Source organism: Mesorhizobium loti (assembly GCA_014189435.1).
GTDB lineage: Bacteria > Pseudomonadota > Alphaproteobacteria > Rhizobiales > Rhizobiaceae > Mesorhizobium > Mesorhizobium loti_G.
In genome coordinates this window covers 4,379,662-4,397,927 of sequence record CP050293.1, presented here as the reverse complement: position 1 = coordinate 4,397,927, position 18,266 = coordinate 4,379,662, and the positions used below count along the sequence as shown (strand labels likewise).

Annotated in this window: 16 protein-coding genes; 13 read left to right on the top strand and 3 right to left on the bottom strand. The window is 61.9% G+C overall.

From position 1 onward, the window contains the following. Nucleotides 1-62: 62 nt before the first annotated feature. Together HB777_21410 and HB777_21405 are read right to left on the bottom strand one after the other, a co-directional pair. Nucleotides 63-1,001, bottom strand: a complete 939-nt coding sequence (locus HB777_21410) for a threonine/serine dehydratase (GenBank protein QND66219.1) — start codon at nt 999-1,001, stop codon at nt 63-65. Beyond that, nucleotides 991-2,058, bottom strand: a complete 1,068-nt coding sequence (locus HB777_21405) for a succinylglutamate desuccinylase (GenBank protein ID QND68855.1) — start codon at nt 2,056-2,058, stop codon at nt 991-993. The genes HB777_21410 and HB777_21405 overlap by 11 nt, the downstream gene beginning before the upstream one ends. A gap of 131 nt (nt 2,059-2,189) precedes the next feature. On the opposite strand from HB777_21405, the gene HB777_21400 reads away from it, so the two are divergent. The 11 genes from HB777_21400 to HB777_21350 all read left to right on the top strand — a co-directional run bounded on the left by HB777_21400 (nt 2,190) and on the right by HB777_21350 (nt 13,032). After that, a complete protein-coding gene (locus tag HB777_21400) occupies nt 2,190-2,975 on the top strand; it encodes an IclR family transcriptional regulator (protein QND66218.1) in 786 nt (261 codons plus the stop codon). A gap of 130 nt (nt 2,976-3,105) precedes the next feature. Then, the gene (locus HB777_21395; protein ID QND66217.1) at nt 3,106-3,855 is read left to right on the top strand and encodes a GntR family transcriptional regulator; all 750 of its coding nucleotides are present in this window, start codon (nt 3,106-3,108) and stop codon (nt 3,853-3,855) included. 69 nt (nt 3,856-3,924) lie between these two features. Further along, the gene (locus HB777_21390) at nt 3,925-5,487 is read left to right on the top strand and encodes a putative N-acetylmannosamine-6-phosphate 2-epimerase (GenBank protein QND66216.1); all 1,563 of its coding nucleotides are present in this window, start codon (nt 3,925-3,927) and stop codon (nt 5,485-5,487) included. 53 nt (nt 5,488-5,540) lie between these two features. After that, the gene (locus tag HB777_21385; GenBank protein ID QND66215.1) at nt 5,541-6,866 is read left to right on the top strand and encodes a sugar ABC transporter substrate-binding protein; all 1,326 of its coding nucleotides are present in this window, start codon (nt 5,541-5,543) and stop codon (nt 6,864-6,866) included. 55 nt (nt 6,867-6,921) lie between these two features. Next, nucleotides 6,922-7,788, top strand: a complete 867-nt coding sequence (locus tag HB777_21380) for a sugar ABC transporter permease (GenBank protein QND66214.1) — start codon at nt 6,922-6,924, stop codon at nt 7,786-7,788. Nucleotides 7,789-7,790: 2 nt separating this feature from the next. Then, nucleotides 7,791-8,612, top strand: a complete 822-nt coding sequence (locus tag HB777_21375) for a carbohydrate ABC transporter permease (protein ID QND66213.1) — start codon at nt 7,791-7,793, stop codon at nt 8,610-8,612. Between the two features lie 137 nt (nt 8,613-8,749). Then, on the top strand, nt 8,750-9,946 hold the full coding sequence (lhgO, locus tag HB777_21370; GenBank protein ID QND66212.1) for an L-2-hydroxyglutarate oxidase: 1,197 nt from the start codon (nt 8,750-8,752) through the stop codon (nt 9,944-9,946). Between the two features lie 263 nt (nt 9,947-10,209). Beyond that, nucleotides 10,210-11,034, top strand: a complete 825-nt coding sequence (locus tag HB777_21365; GenBank protein ID QND66211.1) for a sugar ABC transporter substrate-binding protein — start codon at nt 10,210-10,212, stop codon at nt 11,032-11,034. Then, nucleotides 11,013-11,201, top strand: coding sequence for a hypothetical protein (locus HB777_21360; GenBank protein QND66210.1), 189 nt, complete (start codon nt 11,013-11,015; stop codon nt 11,199-11,201). Before HB777_21365 ends, HB777_21360 begins: the two co-directional genes overlap by 22 nt. A gap of 8 nt (nt 11,202-11,209) precedes the next feature. Further along, nucleotides 11,210-12,247, top strand: a complete 1,038-nt coding sequence (locus HB777_21355; protein ID QND66209.1) for an ABC transporter permease — start codon at nt 11,210-11,212, stop codon at nt 12,245-12,247. Then, nucleotides 12,244-13,032 (top strand): sugar ABC transporter ATP-binding protein, encoded by a 789-nt coding sequence (locus HB777_21350; GenBank protein ID QND66208.1) that lies wholly within the window; start codon nt 12,244-12,246, stop codon nt 13,030-13,032. The genes HB777_21355 and HB777_21350 overlap by 4 nt, the downstream gene beginning before the upstream one ends. Nucleotides 13,033-13,039: 7 nt before the next feature. Here the strand turns inward: HB777_21350 and HB777_21345 are convergent, their stop codons facing one another. Further along, nucleotides 13,040-14,281 (bottom strand): ROK family transcriptional regulator, encoded by a 1,242-nt coding sequence (locus HB777_21345; protein QND66207.1) that lies wholly within the window; start codon nt 14,279-14,281, stop codon nt 13,040-13,042. 226 nt (nt 14,282-14,507) lie between these two features. Here HB777_21345 and tkt point away from each other — a divergent pair, with 226 nt between their 5' ends. Then, nucleotides 14,508-16,568 carry a transketolase gene (gene tkt, locus HB777_21340; GenBank protein ID QND66206.1) on the top strand — a complete coding sequence of 687 codons (2,061 nt, stop codon included), beginning with the start codon at nt 14,508-14,510 and terminating at the stop codon, nt 16,566-16,568. Then, the gene (locus HB777_21335; GenBank protein QND66205.1) at nt 16,565-18,160 is read left to right on the top strand and encodes a carbohydrate kinase; all 1,596 of its coding nucleotides are present in this window, start codon (nt 16,565-16,567) and stop codon (nt 18,158-18,160) included. Before tkt ends, HB777_21335 begins: the two co-directional genes overlap by 4 nt. The last annotated feature ends 106 nt before the right edge of the window (nt 18,161-18,266 follow it).

Sequence of the window (18,266 nt, the reverse complement as noted above, 5' to 3'; positions counted from 1 at the left end):
CGCGGCACTCGTGCCGTATCCATGTCACGGCCGCGTCCTGCGTGGACCGGCCTTTCTCAACCTCAGCCGTTCAGGCCTTCGACACCGGCGCCGCAGACAAGCCCGGCGATGCGGGCGCCGCGCGGTGGCTTGAAAGCTCCGCTCATCAACGCGGCCAGCGACGCCGCGCCGCTGAGGTCGGCGGCAATGCCGAATTCGAACCAGAGCAATTCAGCGGCCTTCTGCATGTCGGCATCCTCGACGAGGACGATGTCGTCGACGTGCTTGGCGACGATCGCGTAGATGCTTTCGTCCGTGCGGCCGCAGGCCATGGTCGCCACCTTCGTCGTTATCTCGGGCAAGCGAACGACACGGCCGGCAGCCAGGGAGGCGTGAAGGGTCGGTGAACCGGTCGGCTCGACACCAATGATCCTGGCTTCAGGTTTGACGTGCTTCAGGACTTCGGACATGCCGCTGATGAGGCCGCCCCCGCCGATCGCGACGATGTAGATGTCCGCATCGGGAATCTGATCGACCATCTCCAGCGCCACGGTTCCCTGACCGGACACGATCTGCGCATCGGCGAAGGGATGCATGTAGAAGGCGCCGCACGCCTTTGCCTCGGCCAATGCCGCCTCATGCGCTTCATCCCAGACCTTGCCTGCGAAGCGAACGTCAGCGCCCCATTTGCGCAACTTTTCCGCCTTCAGCGGGCTTGCATTGTTCGGCAGGTAGATGGTGGCGGGAACGCCGGCCTGGGCAGCCACATAGGCGGTCGCCAGGCCGTGATTGCCGCCGGATGCGGCGACCAGTCCGTTTTCGATCCGGCTCGGCTCGAGCGTTTTCACCCGGTTCGTGGCGCCCCGGATCTTGAAGGAGCCGCTCACCTGGAGGCATTCGAGTTTCAAATAGACATCATTTTGAAGGTTTGCGCCCGTGGCATGGTCGAGCTTGACGACCGGGGTGCGCCGTATGAAGGGGGCAATGCGTCGGGCAGCCGCTTCGATGTCCTCATGGCCCATCGGTCAGTGCCTCAGGGTATTCGTTGGCAAGCACGAAGCAGCAATTCCCCGGACGCACGCGGCCGGGCTGACGCTTGGCGAAAACGATGCCGTCGATAGGGTGAAGGAGATCGATGGGCGCGCGTGACGGCGTGTGGAGAAAGTGAATGCGTCCGGCAAGGTCACCCTTGCTGACGGCACTGCCGAGCGGGCTCAAGGGCTCGAAGACACCGTCCTCCTCGGAAAGCAGATAGCCTTCGCTTCCGGGCACCTTGAGCACGCGTGCGTTGGCGCCAGGGGCAATGTCAGGCGCGCCTTTCAGGACGCCTGCATGTTTCAGCACATTGCGGATGCCCCTGCGGCAGATGGCCAGCGCATCCTGACTGACAAGGCCGCCGCCGGCCATCTCACTGCCGATGACGATCAGCCCCTGTTGGTTGGCGGACGCGGTCGAGGTGCGGGTTTCACCGAGATTGTCGACCATGACAACGGTCGGCGCCCCGAAGGCGAGCGTCGCCTTGATGTTCTTGCGATGTCCCTGCGCGGTCGGGGACGGTTCGATGATCGCGCTCGGCAGGATCATCAGGGACGAACCGCCGGAATGGAGATCCAGGAAGTAGTCGGCCATCGGAAACAGGATGTCATGCACATAGGCCGCGATCTGGCTTGTCAGCGTGCCGTTGAAATCGCCCGGAAAACTGCGGTTGAAATTCAACCCGTCGACCGGGGAGGTGCGGGTGCCGGCCTCGACAGCCCGAATGTTGATGGCCGGGATCGCGATGATGCGTCCGGCAATATCGCGCGGATCGATCTCGCGCAGAAGCTCGCCGAGCGCGATCGGACCCTCATATTCATCGCCGTGGTTGCCCCCCTCGATCAGGACCGTCGGACCGTCGCCGTTCTTGATGACGGCGAGCGGAACGCGGACTGTGCCCCAGGCATCGTCATGCGGCGATTGAGGCACATGAAAGAAGCCGATCTGCTTGCCCTCGCGCTCGAAATCGACCGACGTGTAAACGCTGTTGGGCCGAGGGCTTATCGTCCGGCGCGCTGTGTTGGCAGGTCTCGGTACGGTCATCGGTTCGGCCTCGAAATTCATCATCTCGGGCATCATGTCAGTTTTATATATGGTGTCAAGTTTGGATATAAAACCAATGGCAATTCCGATTTCTTGCCTCTATCGTGTGTGGACCACCGGGGATTCTTCGAATGGCAGATGACGCAAAAGAGAGTGGCAAACCGACCTATTCGGCCCCGGCGCTGACCAAGGGCCTCGATGTCCTGGAGTTGCTGGCGGAGGCGAGGGCGCCCTTGACGATGAAGGAGATCGCGGAAGGCCTCGGCCGTTCGAAAAATGAGATATTCCGGATGCTGATCGCGCTGCAGGAGCGTCAATATATCGAGCGCAACGCCGAGACCGACGCCTATTCGTTGACCGACAAGCTTTTCAAGCTGGGGCTGCACACGCCGAGCGCCCAGGATCTCATGTCCGCCGCCATGCCCGAGCTGACGCGGATTGCCGGGGACTCAAATCAGTCGCCGCACCTGGTCGTCTTCAATCATGGCTTGACCGTCGTGACCGCGGCCGTCCCCGGCGGTGAGGACATGGCGTTCACGCTGCGCCTGGGATACGGCCGCCTGGCCACCGACGCGACCTCCGGCCATGTGATTCTTGCCTTCCAGCCGCCAAAGGTCGCGGCGCGGATGATCGATGAAAGTGCGGCGAATTCCCCGGTGCCGCTGGATCGTGACGCGCTGGAAAAGCAGCTTCGTATCATCCGCGCGGACGGCTACTGGATGCGCGAGAGCCGTGACTTCGTCGGGATCACCGATATCTGCTGTCCGGTCATCGGACCGGACGGCAGCGCCGTTGCCTCCATTATCGTCGCCTATATCAATCGCCATACGCGTGAAAGCCGCCATGCCTATACTCTGGAGGTCCTGCGCGCTGCCTGCGATCGCATCTCCATGAAGCTGTCACCACGGGTTCGCTGAGGGATCGTGGTGCGCTGAGGGTGCGCGCGAAGCACCGTCCGCGGGCCGTTTGCACCGGAATGATAATACCAGTATAGGTCCAGTCGGGAATATTTTGATCCTGGGTGCTTATCGCGCGGGAGGAAGGGCAATGGCAACCGACAACCTGATCGGGCTTGTCAGTCGGGAAATGGAAGCGACGGCGTCCGATGTGCCGCTTTACAGACGGTTGAAATCGGCGATCGAGGCAGCGATCCGTTCCAATGCTTTGAAAGCCGGCGCGGTTCTTCCGGGCGAGCGGGTTCTGGCGGAAGCCCTGTCGATCTCGCGTGTCACCGTGAGAAAAGCCCTGGCGTTGCTCGAAGCCGAAGGGCAGCTCAATCGCCGGCATGGTTCCAAGACCGAGATCGGGTCGCGGGTCGAAAAATCGCTTTCGACGCTGACGAGCTTTTCGGAGGATATTCTGGCGCGCGGCCTGAAGCCTGGATGTCTATGGCTTTCCAAGCAGATAAGCCGTCCATCCCCTGCCGAAATGATGGCCCTGGGTATTGCGGGCAATACCAATGTGGTTCGCATGCGTCGTGTGCGGACAGCCGATGGCGCGCCAATCGCCGTCGAGGTTTCGGCCGTGCCGGTTCGCTTCCTTCCTTCGCCCGAGATGGTTCAGGATTCCCTTTACGAAGCGCTTGATGCACGCGGCTTCCTGCCTCAGAGGGCAATCCAGCGCATGCGCTCGCGCGGCGCGTCGCTGGAGGATGCAAGACACCTTCAATGCGAGGCGGGCGCACCGCTGCTGATGACCGAGCGCCGCTGCTTTCTCGCCGACGGACAGATCGTGGAATACTGCGAAACACGCTACAAGGGCGACGTCTACGATTTCGTCTTCGAGCTGCAGAGATAATACCAGTTATGAACTGGTTGTAATCTGGTATTTTCCATTTATCGTGATGGCGACAGGGGAGTGCCTGACGTGCAGCGAGAAGATATCGCCAACAGTCTCATCGTGTCCTGCCAGCCGGTTCCCGGCGGCCCGATGGACAGTGCGCAATTCGTGACAGGCTTTGCCAAGGCCGCTCTTGAAGCCGGAGCCAAGGCGTTGCGCATCGAATCCGTACCCTATGTGGCGGCCGCCCGCCTGGCCGTACGCGCGCCGATCATCGGTATCGTCAAACGCGATCTCACCGACAGCCCCGTGCGCATCACACCCTATCTGGCCGATGTCGAGGCCTTGGCCGAGGCGGGCGCCGATATCATCGCTTTCGATGCGACGGACCGCGTCCGTCCCGTTCCGGTCGAAGCGCTTGTTAAAGCCGTCAAGGCCAGGAACAAGCTGACCATGGCCGATTGCTCTTGCCTTGACGATGCGCGCCGGGCCCTTGCCGCGGGTGTCGATTTCGTCGGCACGACGCTTTCCGGCTATGTCGGCGGGCCAGAGCCGGAGGATCCGGATATCGCCCTCATCGCTCAAATGCGAACCTTGACCCCCTACGTCATCGCCGAAGGCCGTATCCGGTCGCCGGAGCAGGCGGCTGCCGCCGCGCGCGCCGGCGCCTGTGCCGTGGTTGTCGGCTCGGCGATTACCCGTACCGAGCATGTCACCTCATGGTTCCACCAGGCGATTTCCGATGCCTATGCGGCGAGAGGCACGCAAACCGTGCTTGGCTCAACCGTCTTGGGCCTAACCGTCCTGGGCCCAACCGTGCTGGGCATCGACATCGGGGGAACCAAGACCATGGCCGCGCTGGTCAGCGGCGGCACGGTGATCGAGGACATGATCGTGCCGACCGCGCGAGAGGCTGGACCCGACGCCTGGCTGGCATCCCTGGCGCAAAGCACGTCGGCCTGGTCCGGCCGCTTCCGTCGCATCGGCATCGCCGTGACCGGACTGGTAGAGGATGGACGCTGGTCGGCATTGAATCCGGCAACCCTTGGCATTCCCGATGGCTACCCGCTGGTCGAAAGGGCATCCGCTGTTTTCGGCAAGCCGGTCTGTGCGTTCAACGATGCCCAGGCGGCCGCCTGGGGCGAATACAAATTCGGCGCCGGGCAGGGGCGCGACATCGTCTTTCTGACCATCTCGACCGGAATTGGCGGCGGCATCGTTTGCAATGGCCGATTGCTGTCCGGTCTTGCCGGTCACTTCGGTCTGATCCGTGGTTTGTCGGAAGACCGGGCCCCGCTCGAAGACAGCACCTCCGGCCGCTGGATCGCTTCGCAGGCGCTCAAGGCCGGCTTCAAGGCCGATGCCGCCGATGTGTTCGGGCGTGCGCTGAAGGGCGAGGCCTGGGCCGACGCCATCGTCTCGCGGAGCGCCTCGCGGGTCGCGACGCTGTGCCGGGACATTCAGATGATGTTCGATCCGAAATCGATCGTCATCGGCGGCAGTATCGGTCTTGCCGAGGGCTATCTCGACCGGGTGCGCGCGCATCTGGGCGAGGTTCCGCCGCGCCTTTCCTCCGATCTTGTGGCGGCGAAGCTTGCAGGCCACGCCGGCGTCATCGGCGTTGCCGACCTTGCCGAATGGGCAAGGTAACGGCGCCACGCAGTCATGCCATGCAAAAATCATCAAAAAAGAAGGGAACGATCATGAGACTGAACAGGACGTCTTTCGCGGTTATAGCCACCCTCCTTACGGGGACGGCTTTGCCGACCTTTGCCAACGCAACCGTGACCGTGCTCGGCTGGCCCGGCGGCTCCGAGGAAACCGCACTGCGGGCAACCGTGGAAACCTACAACAAGCAGGCAGGCGATGCCGACAAGGTGGAGCTGCTGTTCTTCAACCGCGAAGGCTTTTACGACAAGCTGCAGGCCGACATGGCGGCCGGATCCAGTGCCTTCGACGTGAACCTCGTCGCCACCTACTCGCTCGGTCGCTACGCGCCCTATATGGAGCCGGTCGATCTTGGCGCGGACGCGGCCAAGGTTTTCGGCGAATCCGTTCTCAAGACGATGCAGTTCGACGGCAAGCAATACGGCGTGCCGACCGACCTTTCGCTGCACTTCATGTACTACCGCAAGGATCTCATCGACGCTCTGATGAAGGATGACGCCGCCAAGAAGACCTATGGTGAAATCGCCCAGAAATATCTCGGCAAGCCGCTGCAGCCGAAAGACCCGGACAGCTGGACCTGGGACGACTGGGCAGCCACCGCCCTCTATTTTACCAAGCAGGTGAACCCCGACAGCCCGGTGCGTTACGGCACGGTCCTGCAGATGAAGAACCTGCTGTTCAACATGATGGTCTTCCAGTCGCTGCCGCGCTCCTACAGCGGCGACTGGATGGACAAGGACGGCAATGTCACGGTGGATTCCGATGCCTACCGGACCGGCCTCGAGCTCTACAAGAAGCTCTATGATGCCGGTTCGTCGCCCAAGGATTCGCTGAGCTACGAATACGCGGAAACCAACGCGGCCTTCGCATCCGGCCAGGCCGCGACAGCGCTGCAGTGGAACGCCGCGGCGGCGGATCTGACCAGCACCGAAAAATCCCCGGCCGTCGCCGAGGTGACCGGGATCGTCGCGCCGCCGGCAGGTCCCGACGGACGCGCCGATCATATCCACGGCCTTGGTTTGGGCCTCAACAAGAACGCCAAGAACAAGGAAGGCGCCGTCAAGTTCCTGAAGTGGCTCGCCACCGAGGATGCGGCCTTGCTCTATGCGCGCAGCGGCGGTTCGCCGGCATTGTCTCCCGATGTCGTCGCCAAGGTTGCGAAGGAACGTCCCGACCTCGTCAAGCTCGGCGAATTCGCCAGCAAGTACGGCTATGTCATGACCGGGGCGACGTCCGCGAGTGCGCTCCCGGTCTATGAGCTGCAGGCAAAGGAGTTCACCGGCTACTGGTCCGGCCAGCAGAGCCTCGAGGATGCACTCGCCCACACCAAGGCGGGCATGCAGGACCTCCTCAAGAAATGATCATTGGCCGGACGCCGGGTCGAGGCCCGGCGTCCGGCGCGTTTGGCGGATCGATATGGCCCTTGTGACACGTGCCGAAGGCAGGATGTATCTGACGCCGCTGGTCGGCTTCCTGCTTCTGTTCCTCGGCTTTCCGGCGATCGTCAATCTGATCTATTCCGTTTCGACCGTTACATTCGAGACGCTGCGCAGTCCGGTGTTGAGCGGTTTTGGCAACTACGTCGCGGTGTTGAACGACCGGGAATTCTGGAGCTCGGCCTGGTTCTCTCTGCGCTTCGGTCTTTTGACCGCGTTGGCCGAATGTCTGATCGGTCTTTTCCTTGCCATCTTCCTGGCGCCGCTTCTGAGCAAGCGTCCAGTCCTGATGGCGCCGTTGATGCTGCCGCTGATGGTCGCTCCGGCCATGGTCGGTCTCATGTACCGGCTGGTGCTGCATGAATTCGCAGGTCCCGTCCCCTACTATCTCTTCGAATGGTTCGGCGACAGCCCGGCCTTCCTCGACATCAACAATGCCTTCCGCACTCTTGTCGTCGTGGAAACGCTGCAATGGACGCCTTTCGCCTTCCTGCTCTTCTACATGGCCTATTCGGCCATACCGCTCGACGTGCGCGAAGCCTCCTCGCTCGACGGCGCATCACCGCTTGAGATCGTCCGGTGGATCGACCTGCCGTTGATGAAGCCGACGCTGGTCATCGCGTTTTTCATCCGTTTCATCGACGGTTTCCGGGTGTTCGATAATGTCTATGCGCTGACCGGCAGTGGCGCTGGCGGCTCGACGACCTCCTTGTCGATCTACATCTACCAGGCCTTCTTCAAGGAAGGCGCCATCGGCAAGGCGGTCGCCGCCTCGGTTGTCCTGTTTCTAGCTTCGTTCATCATTCTCCACGGCCTTAACCGGCTTGCCGGCCGCAGGAAGGGTTGACGATGGTCAGGGCTCTGCGCTGGGTCGTTCTTGCCATCGCCGTGCTGGCGATGAATTTCCCCATTGTCGTGACGCTGATCACATCGCTCAAAAGCCAGCGCGAGCTTTCGACGAACCCCGGTTTGTGGATCAGCCAGCCGACGCTCGACAACTATCTGGAGGTCCTGACGCAGACCAGCCGCTTCAACATCTATGCCTATCTGCTGAACAGCACCGTGGCGGCGCTGATCGGAACCGGCCTTGCGATCGTGCTCGCGTTCCCGGCTGCCTATGCGATCGCGCGCAGCGAGGCGGGAAAGCGCTTGGTCCTGCCGATCGTCATCAACCTTCGCGCCGTGCCGCTGATCATCTTCGCGATCCCGCTTTACATGATGTACCAGTGGCTGGGCCTGCTCGATACACGGATCGGGCTCGGGCTCATCCTGACGATCGTCAACGCGCCGCTTGCGCTCGTCATCCTGGTGAACGCGATTTCCGATGTGCCGGTCGAACTCGACGAGGCCGCGAAAGTCGATGGCGCAAGCTCCTTGCAGGTGATGATGATGATCGTCCGGCCGGTCATCCGCCCGGCGCTAGTCACAACCTTCATCTTCGGCTTCATCACCGCCTGGAACGAATTCCTCTTCGGCCTCATGCTGACAACCAGTCGTGCCGTCCCGATGACGGTCGGCGCGTCCTTCTTTTTCGCCGCGAGTGGCGGTGGCGTAAAATGGGGAACCGCTTCCGCGGTCATGATACTGGGCGCCTTGCCGCCGGCATTGCTGGGTCTTGTGATGTATCGGCAGATATCGGGATCCATGACCGCTGGGGCGATCAAAGGTTAACTCGGCGACAGATTGTGATGGAGAGGTTCCGTGGAGTATGCAATGCGACCGTCGTGCGGCTGGCGGAAGGGCTGCTGATCGTCACCAATCTCTTCGGACCGCAGCCCGCGGGAAGCTGAATCGGTCAGGAGGCTTGATTGATCTACGACTTCTGCGTGATCGGTGGCGGTATCGTCGGACTTGCCACGGCCAGGGAATTGCTGGCGCTTCGCCCCCAGGCCAGCCTGCTTCTGCTCGAGAAGGAGGATACAGTCGGCAAGCATCAGACGGGGCATAATAGCGGTGTCATCCACGCCGGAATCTACTATGTGCCGGGCAGTCTCAAGGCGCGGCTTTGCATCGAGGGGGCACGCGCGACCAAGGAGTTCTGCGACGAGCATGCGATACGCTACGACACCTGCGGCAAGCTGATCGTCGCGACCAACGCGCTTGAAATGACCCGCGCCGACGCGCTGCATGAACGGGCGACGTCGAACGGACTCAATTTGCGGCGGGTGGGAGAATCCGAGCTGAGGGAACTGGAGCCGCAAATTGCCGGCGTTGGTGCCTTGCTCAGCCCGGAGACGGCGATCGTCGACTACCGGGAAATCTGCCGGAAAATGCTGTCGCTCCTGCAGGCCGCCGGCGCGACCATCCATTTCGGCGAAACGGTCACCCGGATCAAGGAGACCGGCTCGGTCGTCGAGATCGGCTCCAGAGGCGGGAGCTGGCAGGCGCGACAACTCGTCTGCTGCGCTGGGCTCCAGTCCGACCGGCTGGCGCGCATGGCAGGCGCGGATATTTCCTACAGGATCGTGCCGTTCCGGGGCGAATATTTCCGCCTGCCGCCAAGGCTCAACCGGATTGTCAGCCATCTCATCTATCCGGTGCCGGACCCCGACCTGCCGTTCCTCGGAATCCATCTCACGCGCATGATCGACGGATCGGTGACGCTCGGTCCCAATGCGGTGCTCGGCCTGTCCCGGGAGGGCTATCCGAAATTTTCCATCAATGCCCGCGACGCGGCCGACATGATCGGTTTTCCGGGATTCTGGAAGCTTGTGATGCGGCATCGGCGCCATGCGGCGCACGAGCTTGCCAATTCGCTTTCGAAGCGTGGTTATCTGGAAGAGTGCAGGAAATACTGTCCGACGCTTGAACTCGCGGACCTGACGCCTTACCCGGCCGGCATCCGTGCGCAAGCGGTTACGGCATCTGGCGAGGCCGTGCACGATTTCCTGTTCGCACAGACGCCGCGCAGCCTGCACGTTGGAAACGCTCCGTCACCGGCGGCGACTTCGGCCATTCCCATTGGTCGGATGATTGCGTCCAAGTGCATCCAACACATGCGCTAAAGCTCCTACTCCCAGTCGGAAGTCGTCCTGCTTTACCGCACCACCGGTCCAATCGGGAAACCAGGGCAGGTCTGCCTCTCCTTCTGTTGGACGGGCGCCCGTGGCCGGCCATGCCTCGGCCCGCCGGTGTCATGTTATGTTTAAAAATAAACAAAATAACCCTGAAATTTAGATGAAGATAGACATATTGAGTGAGATGACCTATCGTCAGATGGAGGCTGACATCGGGAAGAGGCCTCGACACTCAGGGAGGAGATATAAAAATGAAATCGAAGCTGGTTTTGCGCGCTTCCGTCGCGACCTTGCTTGCGGCAGCAGGCTGCTGCGTCGCCTTTAGCGCTTTTGCAGGGGACAAGCCCAAGGGGCTGATGCTCTTTTCGTACCTCGGCGATCAAGCCTATGTTCGCCAGTACAACGTTGCCAAAGGCCGGGCGGACAGGATTGAAGATGTCCAGATCGACGTCAAATCGGGCACCTCGCGCGGCGACGTCAATTTCTTCATTCAGGAAATCGTCAACGCTCCCGCTGAAGGCTACAAGGTTATCGGCGTCAACACCGGCGCCACCTCCAAGGAACTGGTAAGCGCGCTCAACGATGCCACCAAGCAAGGCATCAAGGTGCTGTCCTTCGACGGCGCGCCACCGCCGATCGATGACCTGACCGCGCAGGTGAATTATGATCCGGTCGGGGCCGAGAAGGCAGTGGTGCAGGAATTTGCCAAACAGCTCCCTGCGGGAGGCGAGATTGGCGTCATCCGCTGTATTGCCGGCCTGGCGGATACCGATGCGTTCATCAATGCTTTCAAGGACGCGTTGAAGGGTACGAAGTTCAGCATAGTTGCCGAGGGCGACGCCCGTTGCGATCCCGAGAAATCGCGTACGATCGCCGAAGGCATGTTGAACGCGCATCCAAATCTGGTCGGCATTTACGACATCTTTGACGTCTCGGCACAGGGAACGCTGCAGGCGCTCGAGGCCGCCGGCTCCAATGTCATCGTAGGTTCAGTCGGCGGTCAGGAGTACGCGCTCAAGGCGATCGCCGCGGCAGCAAGAACTGGAAGTTCACGGTGCCTTACCCGTTCGAGGTGATCGCCAGAACAGCCACGGACACCACCGCTGACCTGGTGCGCGGTAAAAGCGTTGAAAAGCTCGTGGTGGTGCCGGCGCAGCCTGTCCAGACCTCGGAGAATGCCGGTGGCATGCTGAAGACGGTCTCTGACGTGGTGGCCGGCAATGTTGATGACGTCGTGAAATAGCGCCACCGATGGAAGCGCATGTCGACAATGCGGGGAAGTCGTCCGACACGGCGGCAGGACGCCGCGACCACCTCTCCGTCCTGCTATGGCTTCTGCAGGCCGGGCCGATCATAATTCTCGTAACCCTGGTCGTGGCATTCGGCCTGCTTGCCCCGCATTTCATATCGGTGCGCAATCTTCAGAATCTCCTGGCCCAAAGCGCGATTGTCTGCGCCTTGGGCCTGGGGCAATTCCTCGTGATCCTGGTTCGCGGCGTCGATGTTTCCGTCGGCAGCGTCATAGCGCTGAGTGTCGTAACGGTGGCCACGTTGACCGGTGTCGATCAGCCCAGCTCGGTTGCGCTGGTCATCTATCCGCTTGTTGGCCTGATTGTAGGACTGATCAACGGCTTCCTCATCGTCAAGGGCGGCATTCCGCAGCCTCTTGTGGTCACCGTGGCCATGCTTGGCATTGTTGCCGGTGTCGCCTTGCTCATCAGTGGCGGCAACACGCTCGTGGGTGTCTCGCCTGCCGTGCATTGGCTGGCAAACGGCAAGGTGCTGGGCATACCTGCCGGCGCGTTGATGGTCCTGGTTCTTGCCGGGCTGTTCTGGCTCATTTTGCGGCGTACGCAATGGGGCCGCTGGCTCTATGCAGTGGGCGGCAATCCAGATGTCGCACAATGGGTTGGTCTTCCGCGCGACAGGCTGATCATGAGCGCCTATGCCATCTGTGGTACCACTGCGGGCATCGCAGGCATGCTGTATCACGGTCGGACCGGGTCGGCGTCGCCTCTTTCCGGCATCGGCTACGAACTGGACGCTATCACGGCGGTGGTTGTCGGCGGGGCGAGTCTCTTCGGTGGTCGCGGCAGCATCACCAATGTGCTGTTCGGCGCGCTCATCATCGCCACCATCCGCAGCGGCCTCCAGCAACTCGACGTCTCTCCGTTCTGGTCGTCGGTGGCAATCGGCATCGGCATCCTGCTGGCACTTGAGCTCGATGTCTTGCGCAAACACATCGAGACCCGCATTCGAACGCTGCGCGCGAGACAGGTGAGCCAATGAGTGTCGCCTCGCCAGACAGCATTTCCAACGCGGCCTCCGATGCGCGTCTGGTTCTTTCGGTGCGGGACGCGCGCAAGGCCTACGGCTTCGTGACAGCGCTGGCTGGCGCGTCGCTTGACCTCCATGAGGGCGAGATTGTTGCCTTGCTCGGCGACAACGGCGCCGGAAAGTCGACACTCATCAAGGCGATCACCGGCATCGTAACGCTGGATTCCGGTGACATCGAGCTTGACGGACGCCCACTGCGGCTGCGTTCGCCCGCCGACGCGCGTGCATCGGGCATCGAGACTGTATTTCAGGATCTTGCTGTTTTCGACAATCTGACCGTATCCGACAACTTCCTGATCGGACGCGAGCAGACGTGGCCACGCTGGCTCGGTCCGCTGGGCTTCCTTTCCGCCGGACAAGAGCAGCGACAGTGGCGGCAGCATGCCAGCGCGCTGAGCGTCAGCCATGTCTCACCTTCCCAGGAGATCGGACTGATGTCGGGCGGCCAGCGTCAGGCTGTGGCGGTTGCACGGGCGGTGGCGTTCGCCCGCCGGGTGGTCATTCTGGATGAACCTACGGCGGCACTTGGTGTGCGCGAATCCGACGAGATATTGACGATGGTAAGACGTCTGCCGGAACGGGGCCTGTCCGTCATCATCGTAAGCCACAACATGGACCACGTCGTGCGCGTGGCGGATCGTGCTGTCGTCATGCGGCAAGGCCGAAGTGTCGGCGAGATGACTGTTCGCCAGGGCGTTCAGAAAGATCTTGTCGCTATGATCATGGGCGTCACCTGAAACAGCGTCATCCGGAAATCGTGCTGCTTTGTGAAAGCGGATTGGCGCGGTCGATGGCAAGCCGATCTATGAGTTCCTCCACTTTCCCGAGGCTGAAGATATCCTCAAGCGCCAGGTAGGCAGCGCCAAAAAGGGCACTGTCCTTCTGCGGGTTGGCAAGCACGATCTGCAACTCGCGCGTGGCAAGTGGAAGGCATCGCTGGTAGACGAGTTCGCGGATACCCGACAACAGAAACTCTCCACCCTTGGCGAGGGTGCCGCCCACCACGATCAGGTTTGGGTTGAGAATACTGACGACATCGGAGGCGACTTCGCCGATCACCCGCCCAGCGCTGCGCAGCAGCATCAGGGCTTCCGGCTTCTGCATTTCGACGAGGGAAATGACATCGCGCGCGTTCTCCGCCTTGAAGCCTTTGCTCGAGAGATCCCGGGCAATCGCCCAGCCGCCGGCGCGGGCTTCGACACAACCGAGTTTGCCACAGCGGCACAAGGGCGCGTTCTCGGAGTTGAACTGGATATGGCCGATGTCGCCGGCCGCGCCCTGAGCGCCACGAAAGATCTTGCCGCCTGCGATGATGCCGCTGCCGATACCCGTTCCCGCCTTGATGAAGAACATATCATCCACATGCGGGAAGTTCTGGCGATGCTCATGGATCGCCATGAGGTTCACGTCATTTTCGACATAGATCGGCACGTCGAAGCGACGGCGCAGCCAGCTGATGATGTCGAATTCGTCCCACCCGTGAAGCACCGAAGGACCGACGACGCGGCCGCGCTTGAAATCGACCGGCGTGGGCATGCTGAGGCTGACCCCAAAGAGCGAGCCATGGCTGGTCCGGGCCTTCGCCGCGAGGATGTCGAACCCGTCGGCAATCTGCTCGAGGGAAGCCGCCGGTCCGTCCGACGCGTTGAACGGTATTGTGCTTTGCGAGATGATAGCGGGTTCGAGGTCCATGGCGGCAAGATGGATGTAGGTTTCGCCGATATTGGCGACGAGAAAGAAACCCGCCCGTTCATTGATCCCAAGCACGCGCGTCGGCCTCCCGCCGCTCGGCATGGTGCGCGCCGTCTCGCGGATCAGGCCTGAGTCGATCAGCGCGTTCAGGCGCTGCGTGACCGTCACGCGTGACAATCCCGACGCGTCGAGCAACGCCGACCGGGACGTGGCGGCGCCGGTGGCGATCAGCGAGAGAATTTCACCGCTGTTAGCAAGGGCGGGATGCTCCGCCGTACCATTTGTCCTGACCATTCCGCACGTCCCCGTTCGCCCTGAGATTTAGCCATAAACCCTGGGGAGATAAAGGCGTGTCCGCAAGAAAGCGACATAACTTTTGTACAAAAATATGCAATAATACGTTGACTTAAAGATATATCGATGACTAAGAGGATGTCGTCCGGGAGGAACGGATGAACCAGCGTGGATCGATCCGCGCTGTTTCAGATGTTTCTCCGTCACTCGATCGACGGAATCTCACATGTTGTCAGCGCAAAAGGATTTCGCCCGCCCGGAACTCCTGGCGAATGCCATTCGCGCGCTGTCAATGGACGCGGTCGAGAACGCCAAGTCCGGCCACCCAGGCATGCCGATGGGCATGGCCGAGATCGCAGTCGCGCTCTGGCACCGGCATCTTCGTCACAACCCATCCAATCCAGCCTGGACCGATCGCGACCGCGTTGTGCTCAGCAATGGCCACGGCTCGATGCTGCTCTACAGCGTGCTCCATCTCACAGGATACGATGTTTCGATCGACGATCTGCGGCAGTTTAGGCAGCTTGGCAGCAGGACGCCGGGCCATCCCGAATTCGGCTATACGCCGGGAGTTGAAGTTACGACCGGGCCGCTCGGGCAAGGCCTCGCAAATGCTGTCGGCATGGCAATCGCCGAAAAGACGCTGGCCGCCGCGTTCAACCGACCCGGACACGACATTGTCGACCACCATACCTTTGTCCTGGCAGGCGACGGCTGCCTGATGGAAGGCATTTCGCATGAGGCGTGCTCGCTTGCCGGAACGCTAGGGCTGGGCAAGCTGATCGTGCTCTACGACGACAACGGCATTTCCATCGACGGCCATGTCGAGGGCTGGTTTTCGGACGATACGCCGAAGCGGTTCGAGGCCTATGGCTGGCAGGTCATTGCCGATGTGGACGGGCACGATGTCGAGGCAGTCGACAAGGCGATATCAGCGGCAAAGGCGCATGCAACCCGCCCGACGCTGATCTGCTGCAAGACCACGATCGGCAAGGGAGCACCGACGAAGGCGGGCAGTCACGATTGCCATGGATCTCCGCTGGGCGCCGACGAGGTCGGCGGGGCTCGACTGGCGCTCGATTGGCCGCATGCGCCGTTTGACGTCCCAAGAGAGATTGGCGAGGCGTGGAACGCCTCGTTCAAGGGGGCTGGGTCGGAGGCGGCCTGGCGCCGCCGCTTCGAGACGTACCGCGAGGCCTATCCCAATGAAGCGGCGGAGTTCGAGCGGCGATCCTCGCACGACCTTCCCGCGGCCTTCGCCGCCAAGGCGGATGCGTTCGTTGCGCAAACCGTCGAAAAGGCCGAAACGCTGGCGACACGCAAGGCAAGTCAGAACGCCATCCAGGCCCTTTCCGGCTTCCTTCCCGAACTGATCGGCGGTTCGGCGGATCTCGCCAGTTCGAACCTCACGCTTTGGAAGGGGGCCGAACCGATCACCTCCGTCTCGGGCGGCAACTACATCTATTACGGCGTGCGCGAATTCGGAATGGCCGCGATCATGAACGGCCTGATGGCCCATGGCGGGTTTCGTCCCTTCGGCGGCACGTTCCTGATGTTTTCGGAATACGCGCGCAACGCGCTGCGGATGGCGGCGCTGATGAAGCTCGGCGCCATCTATGTCTTTACCCACGATTCCATCGCGCTCGGACAGGACGGTCCGACGCATCAGCCGGTCGAGCAGTTGGCTACGCTCCGGCTGATGCCCAACATGGACGTATGGCGACCATGCGACACCGTTGAAACGGCGGTTGCCTGGCAGGTTGCGCTGGAGCAGGTGGCGACGCCGACAAGTCTTGCGCTTAGCCGCCAGAACCTGCCGTTTCAGCCGCGCGACCAAGCCCAGGTTCAAGCGGTGCGCAGGGGCGGATATGTGCTGCGCGGTGAAGACGGCTGGCTGGACGCGGTCATCATCGCGACCGGTTCCGAAGTGTCGCTCGCTGTCGGTGCCCGCGAGCAACTTGCAAAGCGAGGGGTTCAGGTTCGCGTGGTGTCGATGCCGTGCACCAGTGCTTTCGACCGGCAGGATGACGGCTACAAGGCCGAGGTGCTGCCATGGGGCGTTCCCCGCGTCTCCGTCGAAGCCGGCGTCACCGATTATTGGCGCAAATATGTAGGCCTCGAAGGCGAATGCGTCGGCATCGACCAGTTTGGGGAATCGGCCCCGGCCGAGATGCTCTATGAGCATTTCCACCTGACCGTCGAGGCGGTCGAGAAGGCGGTTCATAGGGCGCTCGAGAAACACCGCCGCGCTGTGTCGCCGGAATTGGGAAAGCAGCAGGCGAGATGACCGCAACCTACGTCATCGGACTGGATTACGGCACCGGGTCAGCTCGCGGCGTCCTGCTCGACGCCGCAACCGGCGAGCAGATCGGCAGCCACACGCATGCCTATCGCCATGACGTCATGACGCAAAACCTTCCTGACGGCACGCCCTTGCCACGGTCATGGGCGTTGCAAAACGCCGCCGACTATCTCGATGCCGCGGAAGAAATCCTCGGTGTGCTGGGGCGCGGACGGGTCATCGAGTCGATCGGGCTTGGCTTCTCGGCAAGCTCGCCGATGCCGACCACCACCGATGGCACGGCCCTTTCCCAACTTCACCCCGGCGAGCCCCATGCCTATGTCAAGCTGTGGAAACATCGCGCCGCGCAGCCCTATGCGGACGCGATCAACCGTCGTGGCGGAACTTTTCTGCGCAATTTCGGCGGCAAGCTTTCGGGGGAATGGTTGCTTCCGAAAGCCGCCCAGATCGCGGACGAAGCACCGCACATCTGGAGCGCCGCCGGCAGGTTCATCGAGTCCGGCGATTGGCTTGTCTGGCAGTTGACCGGCCGCGAAATGCGCAGCCTGGGTTTCGCGGCCTACAAGGCCCAGTATTCCGAGGCCGAAGGCTATCCGCCGGGGATCGTGCCCGGTCTTTCCGAAAGGCTGTCGGTGCCGCACCGTATCGGCACCCCCGCTGGAGGCCTGTCTGAGGCATGGCGGACGCGCACCGGGATCAGCGGCCGCGCCATCGTAGCGGTGGCGGTCATCGATTCACACGTCGTGCTGCCGGCGGTTGGGGCCGTGTCGTCCGGCTGTCTCGTCGGCGCGCTCGGAACGTCGGCGGTCTATCTCTTTTTGAACGAACAGTTCCGTCCACTGCCGCCCGGCATCGAAGGTGTGGCCAAGGATGGATCGGTTCGCGATCTCTGGTGCTACGAGGCCGGGCAGGCCGGGTTTGGCGACACGCTTGCCTGGTTCGTGAAGGCCTTTCCGCGTGGCGCGGACGAGGCGGAAAGTTTCCGTGTCTACAACCGCGAGGCAGCCGGGCTCGAACCCGGCGCCAACCATCTCGTGGCGCTCGACTGGTGGAACGGCAACCGGGTGCCACTCGCGGATTCAAACCTCAGCGGCCTGCTTCTCGGTCTCACCACCGAAACCACCGGCGTCGGCATCTACCGCGCACTGATCGAGTCGCTGTGTTTTGGCGCTCGCACGGTGGTCGACCTCTTCGAGGCCGGCGATTTTGCCATCAACCGCGTCATCCTGACGAGCGGGCTGGCCCAGAACAATCCATTGCTGGTGCAGATCATGGCCGACGTGCTGGGGCGCGTCGTGGAGGTTCCAAGCATTGCCCATGCAACGGCCGTCGGCGCGGCTGTTCATGGCGCGGTCGCGGCCGAACTGGTGAGCGGCTTCGCCGAAGGCACGGCCCGGTTCGGCGCGCGCACCTTCACCCCCTATCACCCCCGCCACGAAAACGCGGCCGCCTACCGGTCCCTTTACAAGAATTATCGGCAGCTCAGCGACAACCAGGCCGTGCGCAACGCCATGCACGATCTCAACAGGGCGGCGTCGCTCGACCGGCCGGAGGAAGAAACGAAATCGGTGGCCTGAACAAGGGCGATTGCCAACCTCGTCGATCTCTTTTGCGGAACCGCTATCCTTGTCATGCAGAGCACGACTGAGGCGCGACTTATATCTACGATTATGTATAAAAACA